The organism is Bradyrhizobium sp. URHC0002, assembly GCF_054059515.1.
On the sequence record NZ_JBSSCF010000001.1, the window covers coordinates 8,159,871 to 8,178,793 of the forward strand.

An 18,923-nucleotide genomic window follows, 5' to 3' on the forward strand; every position below is an offset into this window, starting at 1 on the left:
GCGGATTTTGGTACCGCTCACCGCTGCGCCGCCCGAAGCGGGCGTCATTGAAATTTTCTTTGCGATATTTGCCCACCGGTCGGTCTGGATGAACCTTTTACTGATTGCGCGGAACAAGGTTGCGGGCTTCGCCGGCCTTGAGACGCCGACCACCTCGGAAATTCTGAACATCGAAAAGAGAGATCGTTATACCGTGGGACACAAGATTGGCCCTTGGCCGATCTTCTTCTGGGGCCGGACGAATTGATGCGGGGCGGAACAACAAGCATATGGATTTCCGGCTGTCGATTATGAAGGTTCGCGATGGCAACGGCCAAGCGTCGTCGTGTCTACGCAGTGCATGGTTCACAATCGCTTCGGGTGACGCGCAACCTCGATTGGTCCAAGGGGCGGCAACGGGTTTAGAGTTTTCTGCAGGTACGGCTGATGGCATTCCTCGCTACGGCATCGCGCGGCGCGGCGGCAATAACGATCTTCTATCGACTCTATGGCAAGAGGTGATTTCCCTCGCCGACGTTGCAAGGTCATTCTCATCGGGTGGTGGATGGTCACCTTTTACACGAACAGGAGCTACCATGAAGATTCAAGTCTGCAGCCTCACGATTGCGCTCGCAATTGCTGTTCCTATCGCAGTTGCCACCACGGCCAAATCGTCTGCTGCCCCGATCAATGGCACGTCGATCAAGGCGGCGGTACCAGCCGCGACGACGGACGTGCGCTATCGGGTGCGGCGGGATCGGGGGACACGCGACGTGCAACGCACGCCGAATGATTATCCCTACGCTTCGTACTGGGGCTATCCGACCTATAATTCATATTGGCGCCATCCGACCTATTACTATCCCGACTTCTCTTACGGCTGGGGTGGCTACGACCGGTGGTGACACCAAAGCTTGGCAGCGTCCGGCTCCCTCGAACCGCCGCTAGCCAGCATGTATTTGAGAGATTTTAGCGTTCCTCGGTCATGCGCACGTCGCTCTTGGGTCACGAGCGGTAAAGTTCAGATTGATCGCGATCTGTCCGCTTGGCCGTTAGAAGCTAACATCTACGCCTTTAGCACGCGCCCTAGTCACAAAGCTGAGTCTCAGCCCTCTACACGACTGAACATGCAATCCAATGCCCATCCTGAAGAACAATAAGCATGAGCTGTTCGCTCATCCCGACTACCACCGTGCAAGATGGCGCCGCCGTCACGGAAAACCCGGACGGCTCGATCGATCTTTCAGCTCGGGCCGCTGGCGGTCCGTCGTCGATGACAAGTTCTATGCGGACTTGGCTTCGAAGATGGATGATGGCGAGCTGAACACCATTGCGAACGAATTGCTCGAAGGTATCAGGCGCGATGGCGAGTCCCGCCGCGAGCATTTGGAGATGCTGTCCGAAGGCTTCAAGGCGCTCGGGCTGGTGATCGAGACTGCCACCGCAACATCGGTTTCATCCTCGGCGCCGCTGGAAGGCATGTCGGCGGTCCGCCATCCGCTGTTGTTAGAAGCGTGCTCGCTGTTCCGGGCGAATGCCATGGGCGAGATGCTGCCGGCGGCCGGTCCGGTGAAGGTTCGCGATGATCGGCCGCAGAAGCCGAAGAGCGCCGACATGATGGGCCACAATGACCGTCCCGCGCTCGATGGCACGAACCCGTTCTCCACTCCGCCGGCGCCGCAAGCGCCGGCACAAGCTACGCCGGGAATCCCCACCCCCGCCCGGCGTCGGCGCTCCCGGCGGCAGTCCCCCGCATCCTCCCGCTGCCGCCGGGATGCGCCCTCTGCGACCGCCGATTGCCGGCCAGCCCCGGCGATGGGTGCGCCTGCCGCTCCTGGCCCTAAGCCCGGTGCTGGGCCGGGCGCCTCCTGGCGCCGCCCAAGCCGGCAACGCCCGTCATTCCGGAAGAGCAAGAGTGCGACGCGATCGAGGACGAGCTTGAAAAGGACATGAACCACTATTTGATCTTTTTGGCGAATGCCCCAATCTCCGCCGCAGCTGCGATGATGATCTCCCTCTTGCAGTCCGGGTTCAAGAGTGCCGGACGCTCAGACACCGATTGAGGACGCCTGGGGCAATGGGTTCGTCATAAGGTAAAGTTGAGCGCCCGGGGGAACCGGCCAGCTTACCAAGCACTCAAATCTCTCGGGACGCGCCGCCACCGTTCGTCAACTGCTGCGGCGGGCTCAAGATCGGAGTAGTCGGTTTGCGCAGCACTTCCTCTCGCTACGGCGCCGGGGCCCAGGCCTTCCATTGGCTGACCGTCATGCTGGTTTTAGTCGCCTATGTGCTGAGCAAGGGCGATCCCGCTTCGCTCTATTCCGCCGGCGCGGACGGGCTCCGCAGGATTCACGAGATGCTCGGGGTGCTCGTCTTCATTGTCGTCGTGCTGCGGCTGCTATGGCGGCTGATCGACAGCACGCCCGCGAAGCGGCCGATGCCGCGATGGATGGCTGCGGCCGCGAAGCTCGTGCAGTTCGCGCTTTATTCGCTCCTCATCGCGATTCCAGCAACGGCGGTGCTCGGTACCTGGCTCGTGGGGATTCCGGTCACCCTTCCCGGATTCGACATCGCCCCCCCGATCGCGAAGGCGCATGGACTGGGGCAGCTGATCATGGAAATACACACCACCCTCGGCAACGCCATCCTCTGGGTTGCCGGCGTGCATGCAGCCGCGGCTCTCTTCCACCACTTCTATCTGCGCGACGAAGTCTTACAGTCAATGGCTCCGGGCGGATGAATGATTAGTCCGAGCTACTGCGGCGAGGCGTTTTCCCTCTGGTTCCGCCGAGGTGGCCCCGGCAGAATCACTCGGTCTGATGTCGCGCTGCCCTGTGACTCTGGATTGCTTCGTCGCTTCGTTCCCCGCAATGACGCTCTATCACACCGGCCGGCCGCGCTCGATGATCTCGGCGGCGCCTCTGGCGAGCAGCTCCATTCCCACTGCGCGGCCGAGTTCGCGCGGGCGGCTTGCTCGGCCAACACGCGAAGCCTCGATGATCCGACCGCCCGCATGATCGAGCACGGATGCGGCGAGCCGCATCTCCATGCCCATGACTTTCGCAAATCCCGCGATCGGCGAGTTACAATGGCCGTTGAGCACCCACAGCACCTCGCGCTCGGCGTCGGCGCACGCGTGGGTCGTCGCGTCGTCGATCGCTGACAGGATACGGCGCGTCTCGAAATCGCGCGCGGCGCATTCGACTGCAACGATCCCCTGCCCCACTGCCGGCAGCATCTCGGCAATCGAAAAATCGTACGCGATCCGGCTCGTAAGCCTGACGCGCTCGAGGCCTGAGCGCGCCATGATCAACGCATCCGCAGGCCCCACCGCACCGCCATCTGGCAGCTTCTGCTTTGCGCCCTGGTCAAGCTTGCGCACGCGGCTGTCGGCGGCGCCGCGGAAATGGATGACCTCGATCTCCGGAAACAGCCGCCGCACATAGGCCGCGCGGCGGACGGAGTTGGTGCCGATCTCGAATCCCTTGCCACGCGTGCGTTTGAGCTCGTCGACCGAGGTGCCCGGCCGTAGCACCAGGACGTCGCCGGGCGGATCGCGCGAGAGCGTCGCGCCGATCACAAGCCCGGGCGTGTCCTCATTGCCCGGCACGTCCTTAAGCGAATGCATCGCGGCGTGGAGCCTTCCGTTAAGCACCGCCTCGCGAATCTGCGCCACGAAGGCCCCACCTTTGCCGCCATGCGGCAAGAGCTTGCCAACCTGGTCGATATCGCCCGTGGTCTCGAACTTGACGATTTCGACCTCAGCGCCGACGGCTTTGAGGCGTCGTGCGATCTCCTCAGTCTGGGCGATCGCCATTGCGCTTTTGCGCGTGCCGATCCACAATCGATCCGATGCCATACTTATCCCGTTCAATGCCGCGCCACTTCGGTGAAGTTAGGGGTATCTGCCAGGTTTAGGAAATATCGAGTCTGGTTGAATTCCATGCTTTCTAAACCCCTCCCGGGCCGCCCGCTTTCGCCGTGGCCAGCGTCGGGGTTATTGCAGCTGTAAAGGCGCCGCCGATCGAGATCGCAGCTGCTACGGCGAGACCGACCTCGTAGCCGGACTCGAAAGACGCGACACCGGCGGCCAGTGCGACCCCGGCAAGCTGCGCAATCCGGCTCGCCGCATTGTTGATGCCGGAGGCGAGCCCTTCGTCCGTCTGGTCAACGCTCGACATGACGGACGCGGTGAGCGGTGCCACGAGCACGGCGAAGGACAGGCCAAGCAACATCATGGGTACGATCACGCCGAGCATCAAGGATTCTTCCTGACCGAGCGCCATCCAGACATAGGCGAGTGCCGCACCTGCCGGTCCCGCGATGAGCATGGCCCGCGCGCCAATCTTGTCCGCCAACCCGCCGAACACGCCCGATAGGAGTCCGACGCCGAGCGTAAAGGGCAGGAATGCCATTCCGGCATCGGTCGACGACAGGGCGCGGCGATCGACGAGGTCAAAGGGTAGTAGAAAGAACATGATCGAAACCCCCGCATAGACCATCAGGGTCGCGACGTTCAGCCCAAGGAAGGCGCGGTTCTCCACGAGGCGAGGCGGCGTCATCGGGTGTTCGCTTCTGCCCTCCCAGAACACGTAGACGGCGAGCCCGACGATGCCAAGCCCAGCGACGATCGTGAGCACCGTGCCCATCTGGGCGGGAGCGTCCGCAGCGGCCCCAGCTTGACTAGGGCCGATCTGGCTGAGCGCCCAGGCGAGCGCCCCAATCGTCGAAGCGAGGATCGCGGCGCCAATCACGTCGAACCTGCGCTGGATGCGGACATCTTTGGGCGCGAAGACCAGCAGAAATCCCACTGCAACGAGCGCGAGCGGCGGGTTGATCCAGAACACGGACGGCCAGCCGAAAGTCTCGGTCAGCCAGCCGCCCAAGACGGGACCGCCAGCGGTGGTCAGAGCCGATGCCGCCGCCCATACGCCGATCGCCCAGTTCCGCTCCGCGCGCGGATAGGTGGCCCCGATCAGGGCGAGGCTGGCGGGGGTGACGATCGCTGCGGCCGCTCCCTGCACGACGCGGGCAGCGATCAGCCAGGCGGGCGAAGGAGCCAGCGCGCAAGCCGCAGACGCCAGACCGAACAGGACGCAGCCGAGCGCGAGCATGCGCGCCTTGCCATAAACATCCGCGAGCGCGCCGCCGATCAATGTCAGCGAGGCGAGCGCCAGCATATACCCGTTGAGAACCCATTGAACGGAGGCGAGGTCCGTAGCGAAATCAGCGCGCAATCTCGGTAACGCAACGAGCAGCGCCGTCCCATCGATGAACGCCATCGACGACGCAAGCACGCAGGCGGCGAGCACCATGCGTCGGCGTCGAGGTGGCGCTTCCCGTCCGAGCTCTCGCGGGCAGGGTTCTGCATCGATAACGCCGCGGCTGCACGGATCTACAAACGGCTGCGCCATTCATCGACCTCCTCGCCAATCTGCCGCTGTTCCTCGGTTCTTTGCCGAAGATATCACGTGCGGACCAGACCCAGCACATTGTCGGGCATCAGACGGCCAATCGCGCCGATCGAATAGACCACCGTTACGATCGGTCCTTCGGGATTAAGGGACAAAGCCGGTTGCCTGGAGATAGACGGGCGCGTCATTGACGAAAGCGCCGGTGAGCGCGGAAACCGCTCGTGCATCGGCGCCGTAGGCGACCGGGAAACCGCGCTTGCGCTGTTCGACGAGCGCCTCCGACTTTTCCCGATCGTCCACCGATACCGAGACAATCTTGATGTCTTCCCCGCCGAATTTGTCCGCCGCTCGCGCAAAAAGCGGCAAGCTGGGCGTTGCAGAAACTACGGATCACCTCGAACGACCCGGTTTCGATGCCTTCCGCGATGGCGTCGACAACGGCGGAGGTCGGTTCGCGCGTAAAGCCAGGTTCGAGCCCGGCGCGGTTTGACTTCATCATCGGAGTGTCCGTCCCGCCGGGATAGAGACGGCCAGGACATGGATGCCCTCCCTCTTCAACTCGCGCCGCGGCGCTTCACCGAAATAGGCAAGCCCAGCCTTCACCGTGGCATAGGTCTCGTAGAACAGCGCGCCGACCGGCGCTATACAGGAGGAAACATTCACTATCATGGCGTCGCCGCTGTTGCGGAGCACTGGTGGCGCTGCCCGCGTCAGCAGGATCGCTGCGGTTACGTCGATCATGGCCTGCAGTTCGGCTTCGTCCGTTTTCTCCCGACGACCGACCCGCACCGCGCCGGCGTTGTTCACAAGGACATCAAAGCCGCCGAGAGCGGCATGAGTCTGCACGAGCGTCACGGCGCAGCCTTCGGCGGTCGCGACATCAGACGCTATGCCGTGGATCTCGGCGCTCCCGGTTTGGATCGGTCGAACGGCTTGGCGACGACTTCCCGGCGGCGTCCGCTGATCGCCACTTTCGCTCCCTTCGCCAACCACTGGGATCTCAACCCTCCTCATGAACAGGGCGATGTGGCTCTCAACCGATGATAGATGCCGGACGACGGCCCGGCTCCTCCAATACACCCGCAGTGCCCGCAAGAACGGCAGTCACATCCGGGAATAAGGTAACTTCGCCGATCCCACTCCGAGCGGCGTGACGACTTCAATTACGTCGTTGCCTCGCATATCGAGCCTCCCGGCTTCTCAATCCGACATCGCGTATCGGTCGCGGCACCGAAAGTTTCAGTACGACGATGCTTTGGAGAATGGCTTTGCAACGCAGGCAAGGGAAATCACCTCTCGCCATAGAGTCGATAGACGATCGTTATGGCCGCTCGCCGTGCGTGGTGATGCCGTTGCGAGGAATGCCACCATCCGCATCGTACCTCGAAACCGACGTCCTTGTTCCGCAAAATTCCCAAGCTGCGTTCTGTCGCTGTATCGGCGGCCAATCCCGTCGCGGCCTGCGCAACTCGACTCGATGTACGAATGGTAGTGAGGACCGTCGCAGCAATATTACCCGCCGCTATGGAAACTATGCGTCTGAGGTACTGCTAAATTTCGTCCCGCGCTGCAACCAATGGTACCGTTGTCGCAGGTCTCACCTCGTAACGCGCGGCTGTCCACTCCCAAACCGATAAGCCGGCATGGCGTCGATGATGTGTCGCTGGTATCGCCCGACCGCGGCGCGCTTAACGTGTCCTGCCTGATTTTCTGGGTGCGTTGCGGAAAGGCAGTTCGCGCTTCGCTGGCTGGAGACCAGAGGAATAGCCGTCTCTACGTACGCCGTCGACACCTCATCGCCGCCGTGAACGCGTGGGAATGGAAACCATAACAGTCAGATATTTCTCAGCGGAATGTCGCTGGCGTAGCTTCGCCTAACGCGCCAAAGTCGACCGTTACTGAAGGACCGCTTGTGCGGCTTTCTGATCAATACTTCGCCATTGCCGTCTGCACCGGCAAGTCACATGCGATGGTCGAGAGGTCATCCTTATTTCCACAACGGCCCCGATTTTCGAGGCAATCTAAGGAGCACGGGCGGCGAAGCCTTGGAGTTCAACCGAAGGAAGCAATCGACGACGTCGCATAGCGAGACTCATCGCATCGTATCGCCGGCGAACTCTCGCTCAGTGACTCGCCGACGTTGTAGGAGAAGGAGAAGAGATGCCGAACGCAGCCGCAGTGAATGGAAAAGAGGCCGCCTATTTCGGTGTGCCGTGGGAAGATGCCTACGGATACGCACAGGCGATCAAGGTTGGTGACACGATCCATGTCTCCGGCCAGCTCAGCCACGACGACATGGGAAACCTGATCGCGCCTGCTTCTCTTGACCAATCCGGCAAACCGGCCGAGTTCTCGATGATGGAACAGCAGATGCGCGCGACCTACGCCAATGCCGTCAAGCTTTTGGCGCGCTTCGGGGCAACGCTGGACAACGTCGTCGAGGAGACGCTCTATGTCCTCAATGTCGACGCCGCATTCGCTGCCGCGGGCAACGTGCGCAAGCAGGCCTACGGCACGGCACGACCTCAGTGCGCCAGCAACCTCATCGGTGTGACGAGACTGGCTTTTCCTGAACAGCTCATCGAAATCACCTTCAAGGCTATGCTCTCTGGAGCAGAAACGAAGCCGCGGTGATCTCCGCCACATCGGCCGGAACCGAAGTGGTTCCCCAAAGCCCCTCGATCGGATCGCGTCGCTTTTTGATCGCCTCCACGCAGTGTGTCATGAACGCGTATATTCGTCCTGACTTGCGGATATCCGGATGGGTCAGCAACCACAGCTCATCGTTGAGCTCTGGCTCCGCCGCCCCAACGAGCATAAGACCTGGTGTGATATCGCCAAGCATGCAGGGCAGGTAACCGACTCCCAGTCCCGCAACGACGTTTCCGCCGCCCCTCCACCTCTGCCAAAGGCCGAGCCAAGGCCGACTGCGGAGGCCGAGGTGAGGTCGAGCCCGGACCAAACGCGCGCTGATCGGCCTGTTTTGAAAACCGGAAGGCGACTACCCTTACGGCGGAAGACGCGCTTAGGCCATTGCCCACCCTCGGTCGGCGACCGACGCCGGAGGCGACAAGTACGCCAAAGCACAAGGCGAGCCCACTGCGGTTTCAATCGCGGCCCAGCAACGGGCGCACGTCAATCGCAGCCCTCCTCGCTTCAATTGATCAGGGGGTGGAAGCTGGTGCCGGGTTCTTAGCGCCGACGGCAGGCGCCCGGCGAGACGACGGGAGCTCCTACCGCCGCCATTGAGGCGTTGCAGGATCAAAACCGGCGGCATGGGGATCGATGCGATGCCTCCGCGTGAGATTTTCGCCAACAGCTCCGTCAGCGGCCCGCTCGCCGCGCCACATGATGCTGTAGGGAGGAGTGCCCCCAGCCGCATGGCACGTCGAAGCCGACGTTTTTTGTTCTACAGAGATCTCCAAGCCCGTTCAGTGAGAAGCACATGTTTGTTCTGCGCCGTCTATTTGCGCGCAATGTCCATGGCATCGATTCTATAGCCACAGGTCATTGGACCGTCGAGTTTCGTCGTCCTATTTTTTGCTTGTTTGCAAGGAGGTCGAAGGATGAAGACAACCAACAAAAACCTCGAGGCAGAACCGGGACTCTACGTCGATGTGGTGTCGGGCAAGGCACCATTCGCGTCCACCGACAAATTCGACAGCGGTACCGGTTGTCGGTCGAGACCGCAGTTCCGCCTTCGCTCTCCTTCACTGACTTCGAGGGAGGAATGTAGAGAACCTCTTTGTAGTCGGTGCATCCGTCTATCCTGCCAAAGCAGGCCACAACCCGATACGCCTTTAGGGGCATGCGCGCTTCGACTCGACGACGACCTCAACAGTTAGGTTGCGCGGCCGCGCCACCGCTGATCCCGGTCTAAAAAAGGATGTTCCGATGAAAGACGGAGTGGTTATCGCGGTGCTCGTACTTACGGGCGTAACCGCGAATCCCAGCTACGCACAGGACGCCGAGCACGGAAAAACCATCTTCAAAGCTTGCGCAGCATGCCATGCGCCGGATCACGCTAATCGCGTCGGGCCGGGCCTGGAAGGAATCATCGGCAGGAAGGCGGGTACGGCTCCCGGCTTCAGCTACAGTAGCGCGATGAAGCAGTCTGGCATTGTCTGGGATGCGAAGACCCTCGATACATATCTGGAATCGCCACAGAAGGCGGTTCCCGGAAATAAGATGACCTACACAGGGCTGAAGAACCCGACGGACCGGACGGACCTCGTTACTTATCTTGCTACGTTGAAGTAGCGACTCGTTGAGCGAGGCGCCAGCAAGACGTCATCCATTCGGACGTTCCGTCGCTACGCCGGCAATCAATAGTTCCAGTGAGACTTTTTGCGGGCGGTCCAATGATCGCGGCCAAGAACGTATCGAAAACTACCGAAGAACCTGCACCACAGGTGCGGACAACACCTGGGCAGCAAGACAATGATCGGACAACTGACCAAGGCTGAACGTCAGTACGCGCTGTTGATCCTGCTCGGGCTCGCACTGTGCGGATTGATAGTTGGCATAGCAGGCAAGGACGATCCGCTCGGCATTCACGGCGCGCTCGTCGGAGTCGCGGCGCTTGCCGGGATATTCAAAGTCATTTCGGTCTACTACGATCCTGAACCCGGCGGCGAACGCCTCAACCGCTATTACGACGATCCGACGAAATTCGGCATCGTTCTCGCCATGATCTGGGCTGTGTTCGGCTTCTTCATTGGCGACTGGGTGGCGTGGCTCCTGGTGAAGCCCGACTTCACTTTTGACGCCGGCTGGGCCAGCTTCGGACGGCTGCGTCCCGTTCACACCACCAGCGTGCTTTTCGGCTTCGGCGGCAACGCGCTGATCGCCACATCCTACTACGTGCTGCAGCGGACCTCGCGCGCACGCCTGCCCGATCAGCTCAGCCCGTGGTTCGTGCTGCTCGGCTACAATATGTTCTGCCTCATCGCCGTCACCGGCTATATGATGGGCATCACTCAGTCCAAGGAATACGCAGAGCCGGAATGGTACGCGGACATCTGGCTGGTCATCGTCTGGGTGGTCTATTTCGGGATCTATCTGCGCACGCTCGCACGGCGCAAGGAGCCGCACATCTACGTGGCCAACTGGTACTATATGGCCTTCATCCTGGTTATCGCGATGCTGCACATCGTCAACAACCTCGCCGTCCCCGTCTCCTTCGGCAGCGCCAAGAGCTACTCGCTGTTCTCCGGCGTGCAGGATGCCATGACCGAATGGTGGTACGGTCACAACGCCGTCGCCTTCTTCCTCACCGCCGGCTTCCTCGGCATGATGTATTACTTCCTGCCGGTACGCGCCGGACGGCCGATCTATTCCTACCGGATGTCGATCATCAGCTTCTGGGGCATCACCTTCTTCTACATGTGGGCGGGCTCGCATCACCTGCACTACACGGCGTTGCCGCAATGGGTGCAGACGCTGGGCATGACGTTCTCGCTGATGCTGTTGATCCCGTCCTGGGCGTCGGCCGCCAACGCCCTGCTGACGCTGAACGGCGCGTGGGACAAGGTGCGGGACGATGCGACGCTGCGCTTCATGATGGTGGCCGCGGTGTTCTACGGCATCACCACGTTCGAGGGCTCATTCCTCGCCATCCGCCCGGTCAATGCGCTCTCCCACTACACCGACTGGACCGTCGGCCACGTCCACGCGGGCGCGCTCGGATGGGTGGCGATGATCACGTTCGGATCGATTTATGCCATCGTGCCGTGGCTCTGGAAACGCGACCGCATGTATTCGCCGCGGCTTGTCGAAGCGCATTTCTGGTTCGCCCTGGCCGGCGCCGTCGTTTACGTCTTCGCCATGTGGAATTCCGGCATCACCCAGGGGCTGATGTGGCGGACCTACAATGAGAGCGGCACGCTGGCCTATTCCTTCGTCGACTCGCTGATTGCAATGCGCCCCTACTACATCGCGCGCGCCATCGGCGGCCTGCTGTTCCTGATCGGCGCGATCGTTGGCGCCTACAACATCTGGATGACGATCAGGACCGGAAACCGCGAGGTGCATGAATCCGCGATCGACGTGCCATCACCTGCCCTCGGCGGCACGACCGTCCTTCAACCGGCAGAGTAAGCCGCATGTTCGGATTGCACTATCGGCTGGAACGCAAAGCCATTGGCCTCACCCTCGGCATCCTTCTTGTGGCCAGCATCGGCGGCCTCGTGGAAATCGCGCCGCTCTTCACCATCCACCAGACGGTGGAAGATGCGCCCGACATGCGTGTCTACACGCCGCTCGAACTGGCGGGCCGAAACATCTACATCCGCGAAGGCTGCTACGCCTGTCACTCGCAGATGGTCCGCACGCTGCGCGATGAGGTCGAACGCTACGGCCCTTACTCGCTCGCGGTTGAATCGAAATACGACCATCCGATGCTTTGGGGATCAAAGCGCACGGGACCGGACCTCGCGCGCATTGGCGGCAAGTATTCCGACGAATGGCACGTCGCCCACCTCAACAACCCGCGCGATGTGCTTCCCGTCTCCGTCATGCCCGCGTACTCGTGGCTGCTGCGCACGACGCTGCGCACCGATGATCTCAACGCGCACTTGAAAGCCCAACGCGCCGTCGGCGTGCCCTACACCGACGACATGATTGCCAACGCGAGCAAGGACGCCTACGGCCAGGCCGCACCGGATTCGCCGTATGCCGATGGCGTGCCCCAACGCTACGGCAAAGCTACCAATGTCCGCGTGTTCGACGGCAGGCCCGGCGATCTCACCGAGATGGACGCACTGGTCGCGTATCTCCAGGTGCTTGGCCACTTGACCGACGCGGCGCACAAATCCGTCGCGAACGCTACGAGGTGATCATGGATCTCGAACACAGTACGCTGGTTTGGTTCTCGAAATCGTTCGGACTGATTTATCTGATTGCGCTCTCGATCATCACTGTTGTCTATGCCTACTGGCCGTCGAACAAGAAGGCGTTCGATCACGCCGCCAAGTCGGTCCTGCGCAATGAGGATGGGCCATGGCAGTAGAAGAACGCGACAAATACACCGGTTATCTCACCACCGGACACGAATGGAACGGTATCAAGGAATTGAACACGCCGGTTCCGCGCGCGGTGTACTTTTTCCTGTTGATCGCTTTTGTCTTTTCGGTCGGCTACTGGGTGTTGATGCCCGCGTGGCCACTCGGCGTTAGCTACACCAAAGGACTGCTCGGCCTCGACCAGCGCAACATCGTGCAGGACTCGCTGAAGCGAGCCGCCCTCGGCCGCAGTGCATGGACCAACCAGATCAAGGCCAAAAGCTATCAGGAGCTTCAAGCCGATCCTGCGCTGATGAACATCGTGCGCCAGACCGGCCGCACCCTGTTCGGCGACAATTGCGCCATGTGCCATGGACTCAACGCACAGGGCGGCCACGGCTTCCCGAACCTGACCACCACCTCATGGCTGTGGGGCGGCGACCCGGACTCCATTGCCGAGACCATCCGCGTCGGCATCAACTCGCCGCATCCCGACAGCCGCACCTCGCAGATGCCGGCCTTTGGCCATGATCAGATCCTCCAGCCTCCCGATGTTGACAAGGTGGTGGCCTTCGTGCGCTCGCTCTCCGATCCATCGACCGCGAAGACGGCAAAGCCCGGCGATGTGGACGCCGGCAAGGAGATCTTCGCCGCCAATTGCGCCGCATGTCATGGCGAGGACGCTAAGGGCAAAAACGACACGGGCGCACCGAACCTGACCGATAAGTTCTGGATCTATGGCGGCGATGTGCAGACGATCACGAACACACTGTGGAACGGGCGCCAGGGCCACATGCCATCATGGGAAGGTCGCCTAACGCCGCTCGATCGCAAGATCCTCGCGCTCTACCTTTTCGATCAGAGGATGCCCACCCCATGAGCGGCGCGGCGGCATCGCATGGCGGATGGAAGACCAAGTCCATCGTCTGGCTGTCGGCCGGCCTCGGGCTCATCGTGCTGGCCGCCGCCAATGCGCATCTGCTTTACGTGGCCGTCTCCTCTCAGCCGGATTGCGTCGGTCATCTCCGGCATGGCGAAGGCAACGGCACGACAAGCTTCAGCGCGGCGACCTCGTCGTGTTCATCGAAACCGTCCATGACAACCAAAGCACGGGTGGAGTGATCGACATGACCATCATCCCGACCGTCGTGCCTCCGCTTCCCACGAAAACCCGCTGGCACCGCTCGCTTGCTCCAGCCGACGCGCTCAGTTGGCTTGCTAAGGGTTGGCAGGACCTAACCATTCAACCAATGACGAGCCTCTGCTACGGCCTGCTGATCTTTCTCACGTCGGTCGCCATCGTCGGCGGGCTCTTTCGTTTGGGTTGGGACTATATCCTGTTTCCGGCGTTCGCGGGCTTCATGGTGATGGGCCCAATCCTCGCCGTCGGTCTCTATGAGAAAAGCCGCCGCCTTGCCGCCGGCCTGCCCATCAATCTCGCGAACATGATCTTCGTCAGGCCGCGATGCGGCGGACAGATCCTTTTCGTGGGCGTCCTGTTGTGCCTTTTGATGATCACATGGATGCGCGCGGCGGTGATCATCTACGCGTTGTTTTTCGGCCTGGTGCCGTTTCCCGGTCTCGAGCATATCGCACCGATGCTGTTCACCACGCCGGTCGGCTGGGCTATGCTCATTGTCGGCAGCGCGGTCGGCGGACTGTTCGCAGCCTTCTCGTTTGCCATCAGCGCGTTTTCGATTCCCATAATGTTCGACAGGCGCGTTGACGCCCTCACCGCCATGGGTTCGAGTATGGCGCTGGTGTGGAACAACCTGCCCGTGATGCTGACCTGGGGCGCCATTGTGCTCGCACTATTCCTGCTCTCCCTCGCCACCGGAATGCTAGGCCTGATCATCGTGTTTCCCCTGCTCGGGCACGGCACATGGCATGCCTATCGCGCGGTGGTGGTCGAAGTCGCAATATAATGACACGCCGCCGGCACAATGCCGGCGACGTGCAGAAACGGAGTACCGATGAGTTGTTGTGCGCCCGGCGCTGAACTTGCTCTCGCGATGGCCGATCCCCACACCGGGAATGAGGAAGTGCTGCTCGCAAGCCGCATCATCGGCGACGGCGTCCGCCAGACTGACCTCTCGGTGCCGGGCATTCACTGCGGCGGCTGCATCCAGAAGGTCGAAGCGGCGCTCGGCGCGCTTCCCGGCGTGGAAAAAGCGCGGGTCAATCTCTCGACCAAGCGGGTCGTAATCCGCTGGCAGGCGGACAAGCCGCCCGCGCCGTTCATCGAGACGCTCCACAACATGGGTTACGACGCATATCTTCACGACGCGGACGCGGACGAGACCGACGAGACGCTGAAAGAATTGATCCGCGCGCTTGCGGTGGCAGGTTTCGCCGCCAGCAACATCATGCTGCTGTCAGTGTCGGTATGGTCCGGGGCCGAAGCCTCGATCCGCGACATGTTTCACTGGATCTCCGCACTGATCGCCTTCCCCGCGCTGATTTATTCGGGCCGCGTATTCTTTTCCTCGGCTTGGCGCGCGTTACGTCATGGCCAGACCAACATGGACGTTCCGGTTTCCATCGGTGTGCTGCTTGCCTTCGGCATGAGCCTTTACGAGACGTTCCATCAGGAAGCGCACGCCTATTTCGACGCCGCAATCTCACTGTTGTTCTTCCTGCTGATCGGCCGCACGCTCGATCACATGATGCGCGCGCGGGCACGAACTGCTGTCCGAGGCCTGGCCCGGCTGTCCTCGCGCGGCGCGCTCGTGGTGCAGGACGACGGCACACACGCCTATCTGCCGGTGAGCGAGATCCAGCCGGGCATGCATATCCTGCTGGCGGCGGGCGAGCGCGTGCCGGTCGATGCCCGCGTCGAAACAGGACACTCGGAGATCGACTACGCGCTGGTGTCCGGCGAGAGCCTGCCTCAGCCGGTTGCACCGGGCGCGGTGCTGTCCGCGGGTACGCTGAACCTGACCGGCCCGGTCACCATCGTCGCGACGGCTGCCGCGAAAGATTCATTCCTCGCCGAAATGGTACGGATGATGGAAGCGGCCGAAGCCGGGCGCTCGGTCTATCGGCGCATCGCGGATCGCGCCTCGCGTCTCTACGCGCCGGTCGTGCATCTCACCGCACTCCTGACATTCATCGGCTGGATGATCGTGGAAGGCGACCTGCATCGCGCAGCAGCCATCGCCATCGCGGTGCTGATCATCACCTGCCCCTGCGCGCTCGGCCTTGCCGTGCCCATGGTGCAGGTCGTTGCCGCGCGGCGTCTGTTCGAGAGCGGCGTCATGGTCAAGGACGGCGGCGCGTTGGAGCGCATTGCCGAAGTCGACACCGTAATCCTTGACAAGACCGGAACGCTGACCATGGATCGGCTGCGGCTCATGAACGGTAATGACATCGATCCCGCGGCGCTGGCTATCGCCGTTTCGATCGCGGCCCATTCACGCCATCCCTACTCGCGCGCGCTGGCCGCCACGGGACGCGACAATGCTGTCACGCCCGTGACGCTGAACGATCTTTCAGAGCAGCCGGGCGCTGGAATGCAGGCCACCATCGGCACGACAACCTACAGGCTCGGCCGGGCAAACTGGGCGCTGACGCCTGCCGCCAAACAGTCGGCCGCCACCGGTGTTGTCCTCTCCGGGAACGGGCGGCTGCGCGCAGCCTTCCGTTTCGACAGCGATCTTCGCCCGGACGTCCGCGAGGCCGTGCTTGCCATGTCCAATTTGGGATGCCGCGTCGAGATCATGTCTGGCGACCGCGACGAACCTGTGCGCTATCTCGCATCGGATCTCGGACTTCCCTACCGCGCCGGCGTCTCTCCCGCGGACAAAACGAAACACATCGTTGATCTGACGGAAGCAGGACAGCGCGTGCTGATGGTCGGCGACGGTCTTAACGACACGCCTGCCCTCGCCGCCGCGCATGCATCCATGGCTCCAGCCACCGCCGCCGATGTCGGACGCAATGCCGCCGACCTCGTCTTCCTGCACGACAGTCTTCTCGCCGTGCCCCAGGCCATTGCGGTTGCGCGCAATGCGCGGCAGCTCGTGCGCCAGAATCTCATCCTCGCCATCGGCTACAATGCAATTGCAGTGCCCATCGCGATACTCGGCCATGTGACACCGCTGGTGGCGGCGGTGGCGATGTCGGCCTCGTCATTGCTCGTGATCGCCAATGCCCTGCGGCTGCATGGCTGGCGCTCGCGCAAGGAGCCGCGCGCGGGCGCGCCCGCTGGCGATATCTCCGGCCAGGCGCTTGCGATGGAGAAAGCCTGATGACGGATTACTTCTTCCTGATTCCCGTTGCGCTCGCGCTCGGCGCCATAGCGCTCGGCGCGTTCATGTGGTCGCTGCGATGCGGCCAATATGACGATCTTGCGGGTGCCGCCGAACGAATCCTGTTCGAAAACCGCGATGGGCCCGCAACCCGGGCGCACGGGGACGAGCCGAGTCACCGCAACTAGGACGCGGACTCACTAGCATGCAGCCATAGCCTGATCGATGCGCGCTGTACCGAGCCAAGGTAGTTAGCGGCGCCCCTCGTAGCGCGCCGCAATCCGGCGGCAGTGCTTGATCTTGTTGAAAAACCGCTCGACCTGATTCCGGGCTCTATAGAGATAAGGGCTGAAGCAGATCGGATCGTTGCGATTGCTTTTCGGCGGGATGTTGGCCCACGCGCCCTTTATCATGGCAAGCTCTCTGATCCAGTCGGCGTCGTAGCCACGGTCGGCGAGAAGCATCGACCCGGATTTCAGACGAGACAGCAGTTTGCCGGCAAGTCGAGCGTCATGAGCCTCTCCGGGCTCAGCGCGAGCCGTATCGGCAGACCATTGCTATTGACCACCGAATGGATTTTGCTCGTCAAGCCGCCGCGCGACCTTCCGATCGATTGGCGCTGATGCCTTGTGATGCAGGCTCCATGTTGATGCACTCACAATGGAGGTGTCGGTCATCTGGACAGTCGCATCATGGGCGGTGGCAGGTGCGTCTATCATGCAGCCCCAGACACCAGCCCACCGCCAGCGAGCAAAGCGGTTGTAGCAAGTCGTGTAAGGACCGAATGCCGCTAGCAGATCACGCCATGGCGCCCCGGGTCGCAAAACCCAGAAGATACCATTGAGGACGCGACGGCCATTCACCCGTGGTACGCCGCGCGGCTTGTTTGGCAGCATCGGCCTGCTGGCAGTCCATTCCTCGTCGGAGAGTTCGTAGCGCATGATTCGGCCCCCTTCGGTGAAGGATTTGAATCGTGGCCGGCAGTTAGGCTCAATGAGCCCCGTGCCGACGGGGGGCGCGATGTGCCCGAAAGCGGACGCATTCCCTGAGCGGTCATCGTCGGCGTGGAGCCAGCGCTTCCGAAAACCGACCCTGTCCCCGTTATCCAGTGGTTTCCAATGTGCTAGTTTGAAACTAGCGATCGGTTATTTCTAGGCGTAGCGCGGGCGCGAAACATGAGACGACGCGCGTTCATTGCGGCACTCCGCGGCGCAGTCTGGCGGGCGAATTTGTTGAGTGAAAGCAAGGTGGAAAGCGCATGAGAGACTTGGCTGGACAGACCGCATTCGTGACAGGCGCTGCCTCGGGGATCGGACTGGGGATCGCGACCGCGCTGTCACAAGCGGGGGTGAAGGTCATGCTCTGCGATATCGAGGAAGAGGCGCTGAAAAAAGCGGTCACGGACCTGAAGACACGGACCAACGTCGATGTCGATGGCGTGAAAGCTGACGTCTCGCTCAAAGGCGAACTTCAGGCGGCAGCGGACGCGACCGTCGCGCGGTATGGCCGAATCCACATATTGGTCAACAATGCGGGCGTCGGCGGCGGGGGCACCTATGGTGAGTGGACTGATGCAGGCTGGAACTGGGTCCTCGGCGTCAACCTGATGTCGGTGATCTGGGGCTTCGAGATTTTCGGTCCGCTGATCGAAGCGCACGGCGAAGGAGGGCAGGTTGTTTCCACAGCGTCCGTCGCCGGACTGATTGCGGGACCAAGTCTGGCGTACGATGTGAGCAAATATGGAGTGGTGGCGATGTCCGAGGGGATGCGTGACGTGCTCGCGCCGAGGAAGATTGGGGTATCCGTTCTGTGTCCGGGCGTCATCCGCACGCAGATCATGAACTCTCGGCGCAACGTGCCGCAGCGATTTGCTGGGGCTGTCGTCGGCAACCCTCCGCCGACAGAAGGACCCCGCGCCGAGTTCATCAAGGCATTGCAGGAACGAATCAACAACGGCATTGATCCGCTCTATGTGGGCGAACTGGTTCGCGAGGCCATCGAAAACGACTGGCCCTACATTTTCACCGATACAGAGCACGAACCGTTCATCGACGAGCGCTTCGCAGCGATTAAGCACGGCTTCGACCGTATACGCGGACGAACGCCGCGACGCTAGCTCTCGCATCTGCTCACAGCCGCTTGTGGCCCTCTGCCGACCTGAGCGCAGAGTGCCGTGGAAGTCTGTTTCCGAAGATGAGGCGACGAAGATCATGCCAGCTGTCGAGGTTAGCCTTTGACCCTACCCGACATCGCATTGGACACACAGAAGCCACACCACA

Annotated in this window: 19 protein-coding genes and 1 pseudogene; 15 read left to right on the top strand and 5 right to left on the bottom strand. The window is 61.8% G+C overall.

Going from position 1 to position 18,923, the window contains the following annotated elements:
* Positions 1 to 7: 7 nt before the first annotated feature.
* The 4 genes from ACVWVY_RS39320 to ACVWVY_RS39335 all read left to right on the top strand — a co-directional run bounded on the left by ACVWVY_RS39320 (position 8) and on the right by ACVWVY_RS39335 (position 2,719).
* The gene (locus tag ACVWVY_RS39320) at positions 8 to 247 is read left to right on the top strand and encodes a hypothetical protein (protein ID WP_456631418.1); all 240 of its coding nucleotides are present in this window, start codon (positions 8 to 10) and stop codon (positions 245 to 247) included.
* Between the two features lie 328 nt (positions 248 to 575).
* Positions 576 to 884, top strand: a complete 309-nt coding sequence (locus tag ACVWVY_RS39325; RefSeq protein WP_456631419.1) for a hypothetical protein — start codon at positions 576 to 578, stop codon at positions 882 to 884.
* A 232-nt stretch (positions 885 to 1,116) separates the two neighbouring features.
* Positions 1,117 to 1,932 (top strand): hypothetical protein, encoded by an 816-nt coding sequence (locus ACVWVY_RS39330; RefSeq protein WP_456631420.1) that lies wholly within the window; start codon positions 1,117 to 1,119, stop codon positions 1,930 to 1,932.
* Between the two features lie 253 nt (positions 1,933 to 2,185).
* Positions 2,186 to 2,719 (top strand): cytochrome b, encoded by a 534-nt coding sequence (locus ACVWVY_RS39335; protein ID WP_456631421.1) that lies wholly within the window; start codon positions 2,186 to 2,188, stop codon positions 2,717 to 2,719.
* 141 nt (positions 2,720 to 2,860) lie between these two features.
* Here the strand turns inward: ACVWVY_RS39335 and hemC are convergent, their stop codons facing one another.
* From hemC to ACVWVY_RS39355, 4 genes are all read right to left on the bottom strand, one after another.
* Positions 2,861 to 3,838, bottom strand: coding sequence for a hydroxymethylbilane synthase (hemC, locus tag ACVWVY_RS39340; RefSeq protein ID WP_456631422.1), 978 nt, complete (start codon positions 3,836 to 3,838; stop codon positions 2,861 to 2,863).
* 91 nt (positions 3,839 to 3,929) lie between these two features.
* Positions 3,930 to 5,393, bottom strand: a complete 1,464-nt coding sequence (locus ACVWVY_RS39345) for an MFS transporter (RefSeq protein WP_456631423.1) — start codon at positions 5,391 to 5,393, stop codon at positions 3,930 to 3,932.
* Positions 5,394 to 5,537: 144 nt separating this feature from the next.
* Complete coding sequence (locus ACVWVY_RS39350; RefSeq protein WP_456631424.1) at positions 5,538 to 5,759, bottom strand: hypothetical protein; 222 nt, start codon at positions 5,757 to 5,759, stop codon at positions 5,538 to 5,540.
* Positions 5,760 to 5,888: 129 nt separating this feature from the next.
* Entirely contained in the window at positions 5,889 to 6,407 is a 519-nt protein-coding gene (locus ACVWVY_RS39355) for an SDR family NAD(P)-dependent oxidoreductase (protein WP_456632434.1), read from the bottom strand.
* A 1,146-nt stretch (positions 6,408 to 7,553) separates the two neighbouring features.
* Between ACVWVY_RS39355 and ACVWVY_RS39360 the strand changes: the two genes are divergently transcribed.
* The 10 genes from ACVWVY_RS39360 (at position 7,554) to ccoS (ending at position 16,832) form a co-directional block, all read left to right on the top strand.
* Positions 7,554 to 8,027 carry a Rid family hydrolase gene (locus tag ACVWVY_RS39360; RefSeq protein WP_456631425.1) on the top strand — a complete coding sequence of 158 codons (474 nt, stop codon included), beginning with the start codon at positions 7,554 to 7,556 and terminating at the stop codon, positions 8,025 to 8,027.
* Positions 8,028 to 9,287: 1,260 nt separating this feature from the next.
* Positions 9,288 to 9,653: a c-type cytochrome gene (locus tag ACVWVY_RS39365; protein ID WP_456631426.1), complete on the top strand. Its 366-nt coding sequence runs from the start codon at positions 9,288 to 9,290 to the stop codon at positions 9,651 to 9,653.
* A gap of 180 nt (positions 9,654 to 9,833) precedes the next feature.
* Positions 9,834 to 11,492, top strand: coding sequence for a cytochrome-c oxidase, cbb3-type subunit I (gene ccoN, locus ACVWVY_RS39370; protein ID WP_456631427.1), 1,659 nt, complete (start codon positions 9,834 to 9,836; stop codon positions 11,490 to 11,492).
* A 5-nt stretch (positions 11,493 to 11,497) separates the two neighbouring features.
* Complete coding sequence (ccoO, locus tag ACVWVY_RS39375) at positions 11,498 to 12,229, top strand: cytochrome-c oxidase, cbb3-type subunit II (protein WP_456631428.1); 732 nt, start codon at positions 11,498 to 11,500, stop codon at positions 12,227 to 12,229.
* A 2-nt stretch (positions 12,230 to 12,231) separates the two neighbouring features.
* Positions 12,232 to 12,402: a cbb3-type cytochrome oxidase subunit 3 gene (locus tag ACVWVY_RS39380; RefSeq protein WP_456631429.1), complete on the top strand. Its 171-nt coding sequence runs from the start codon at positions 12,232 to 12,234 to the stop codon at positions 12,400 to 12,402.
* Entirely contained in the window at positions 12,393 to 13,274 is an 882-nt protein-coding gene (gene ccoP / locus ACVWVY_RS39385; RefSeq protein WP_456631430.1) for a cytochrome-c oxidase, cbb3-type subunit III, read from the top strand. The genes ACVWVY_RS39380 and ccoP overlap by 10 nt, the downstream gene beginning before the upstream one ends.
* On the top strand, positions 13,271 to 13,516 hold the full coding sequence (locus tag ACVWVY_RS39390; protein WP_456631431.1) for a hypothetical protein: 246 nt from the start codon (positions 13,271 to 13,273) through the stop codon (positions 13,514 to 13,516). The genes ccoP and ACVWVY_RS39390 overlap by 4 nt, the downstream gene beginning before the upstream one ends.
* A gap of 5 nt (positions 13,517 to 13,521) precedes the next feature.
* Positions 13,522 to 14,319 carry a DUF2189 domain-containing protein gene (locus tag ACVWVY_RS39395; RefSeq protein ID WP_456631432.1) on the top strand — a complete coding sequence of 266 codons (798 nt, stop codon included), beginning with the start codon at positions 13,522 to 13,524 and terminating at the stop codon, positions 14,317 to 14,319.
* Positions 14,320 to 14,367: 48 nt separating this feature from the next.
* A complete protein-coding gene (locus ACVWVY_RS39400; RefSeq protein ID WP_456631433.1) occupies positions 14,368 to 16,644 on the top strand; it encodes a heavy metal translocating P-type ATPase in 2,277 nt (758 codons plus the stop codon).
* Entirely contained in the window at positions 16,644 to 16,832 is a 189-nt protein-coding gene (gene ccoS, locus ACVWVY_RS39405; protein WP_456631434.1) for a cbb3-type cytochrome oxidase assembly protein CcoS, read from the top strand. The genes ACVWVY_RS39400 and ccoS overlap by 1 nt, the downstream gene beginning before the upstream one ends.
* Here ccoS and ACVWVY_RS39410 read toward each other — a convergent pair.
* Positions 16,829 to 17,585, bottom strand: a pseudogene (locus ACVWVY_RS39410) (IS5 family transposase). The gene ccoS and the pseudogene ACVWVY_RS39410 overlap by 4 nt on opposite strands.
* A 317-nt stretch (positions 17,586 to 17,902) precedes the next feature.
* On the opposite strand from ACVWVY_RS39410, the gene ACVWVY_RS39415 reads away from it, so the two are divergent.
* Positions 17,903 to 18,760 carry an SDR family NAD(P)-dependent oxidoreductase gene (locus ACVWVY_RS39415; RefSeq protein ID WP_456631435.1) on the top strand — a complete coding sequence of 286 codons (858 nt, stop codon included), beginning with the start codon at positions 17,903 to 17,905 and terminating at the stop codon, positions 18,758 to 18,760.
* Positions 18,761 to 18,923: the final 163 nt, after the last annotated feature.

What these genes read in the sequence shown, in the direction of transcription:
- ACVWVY_RS39325 (WP_456631419.1), top strand. Translation starts at nt 576, where the DNA reads ATGAAGATTCAAGTCTGCAGCCTCACGATTGCGCTCGCAATTGCTGTT.
- ACVWVY_RS39330 (WP_456631420.1), top strand. Translation starts at nt 1,117, where the DNA reads ATGCCCATCCTGAAGAACAATAAGCATGAGCTGTTCGCTCATCCCGAC.
- hemC (WP_456631422.1), bottom strand. Translation starts at nt 3,838, where the DNA reads ATGGCATCGGATCGATTGTGGATCGGCACGCGCAAAAGCGCAATGGCG.
- ACVWVY_RS39345 (WP_456631423.1), bottom strand. Translation starts at nt 5,393, where the DNA reads ATGGCGCAGCCGTTTGTAGATCCGTGCAGCCGCGGCGTTATCGATGCA.
- ACVWVY_RS39355 (WP_456632434.1), bottom strand. Translation starts at nt 6,407, where the DNA reads ATGAGGAGGGTTGAGATCCCAGTGGTTGGCGAAGGGAGCGAAAGTGGC.
- ACVWVY_RS39360 (WP_456631425.1), top strand. Translation starts at nt 7,554, where the DNA reads ATGCCGAACGCAGCCGCAGTGAATGGAAAAGAGGCCGCCTATTTCGGT.
- ACVWVY_RS39365 (WP_456631426.1), top strand. Translation starts at nt 9,288, where the DNA reads ATGAAAGACGGAGTGGTTATCGCGGTGCTCGTACTTACGGGCGTAACC.
- ccoN (WP_456631427.1), top strand. Translation starts at nt 9,834, where the DNA reads ATGATCGGACAACTGACCAAGGCTGAACGTCAGTACGCGCTGTTGATC.
- ccoO (WP_456631428.1), top strand. Translation starts at nt 11,498, where the DNA reads ATGTTCGGATTGCACTATCGGCTGGAACGCAAAGCCATTGGCCTCACC.
- ACVWVY_RS39380 (WP_456631429.1), top strand. Translation starts at nt 12,232, where the DNA reads ATGGATCTCGAACACAGTACGCTGGTTTGGTTCTCGAAATCGTTCGGA.
- ccoP (WP_456631430.1), top strand. Translation starts at nt 12,393, where the DNA reads ATGGCAGTAGAAGAACGCGACAAATACACCGGTTATCTCACCACCGGA.
- ACVWVY_RS39390 (WP_456631431.1), top strand. Translation starts at nt 13,271, where the DNA reads ATGAGCGGCGCGGCGGCATCGCATGGCGGATGGAAGACCAAGTCCATC.
- ACVWVY_RS39395 (WP_456631432.1), top strand. Translation starts at nt 13,522, where the DNA reads ATGACCATCATCCCGACCGTCGTGCCTCCGCTTCCCACGAAAACCCGC.
- ACVWVY_RS39400 (WP_456631433.1), top strand. Translation starts at nt 14,368, where the DNA reads ATGAGTTGTTGTGCGCCCGGCGCTGAACTTGCTCTCGCGATGGCCGAT.
- ccoS (WP_456631434.1), top strand. Translation starts at nt 16,644, where the DNA reads ATGACGGATTACTTCTTCCTGATTCCCGTTGCGCTCGCGCTCGGCGCC.
- ACVWVY_RS39415 (WP_456631435.1), top strand. Translation starts at nt 17,903, where the DNA reads ATGAGAGACTTGGCTGGACAGACCGCATTCGTGACAGGCGCTGCCTCG.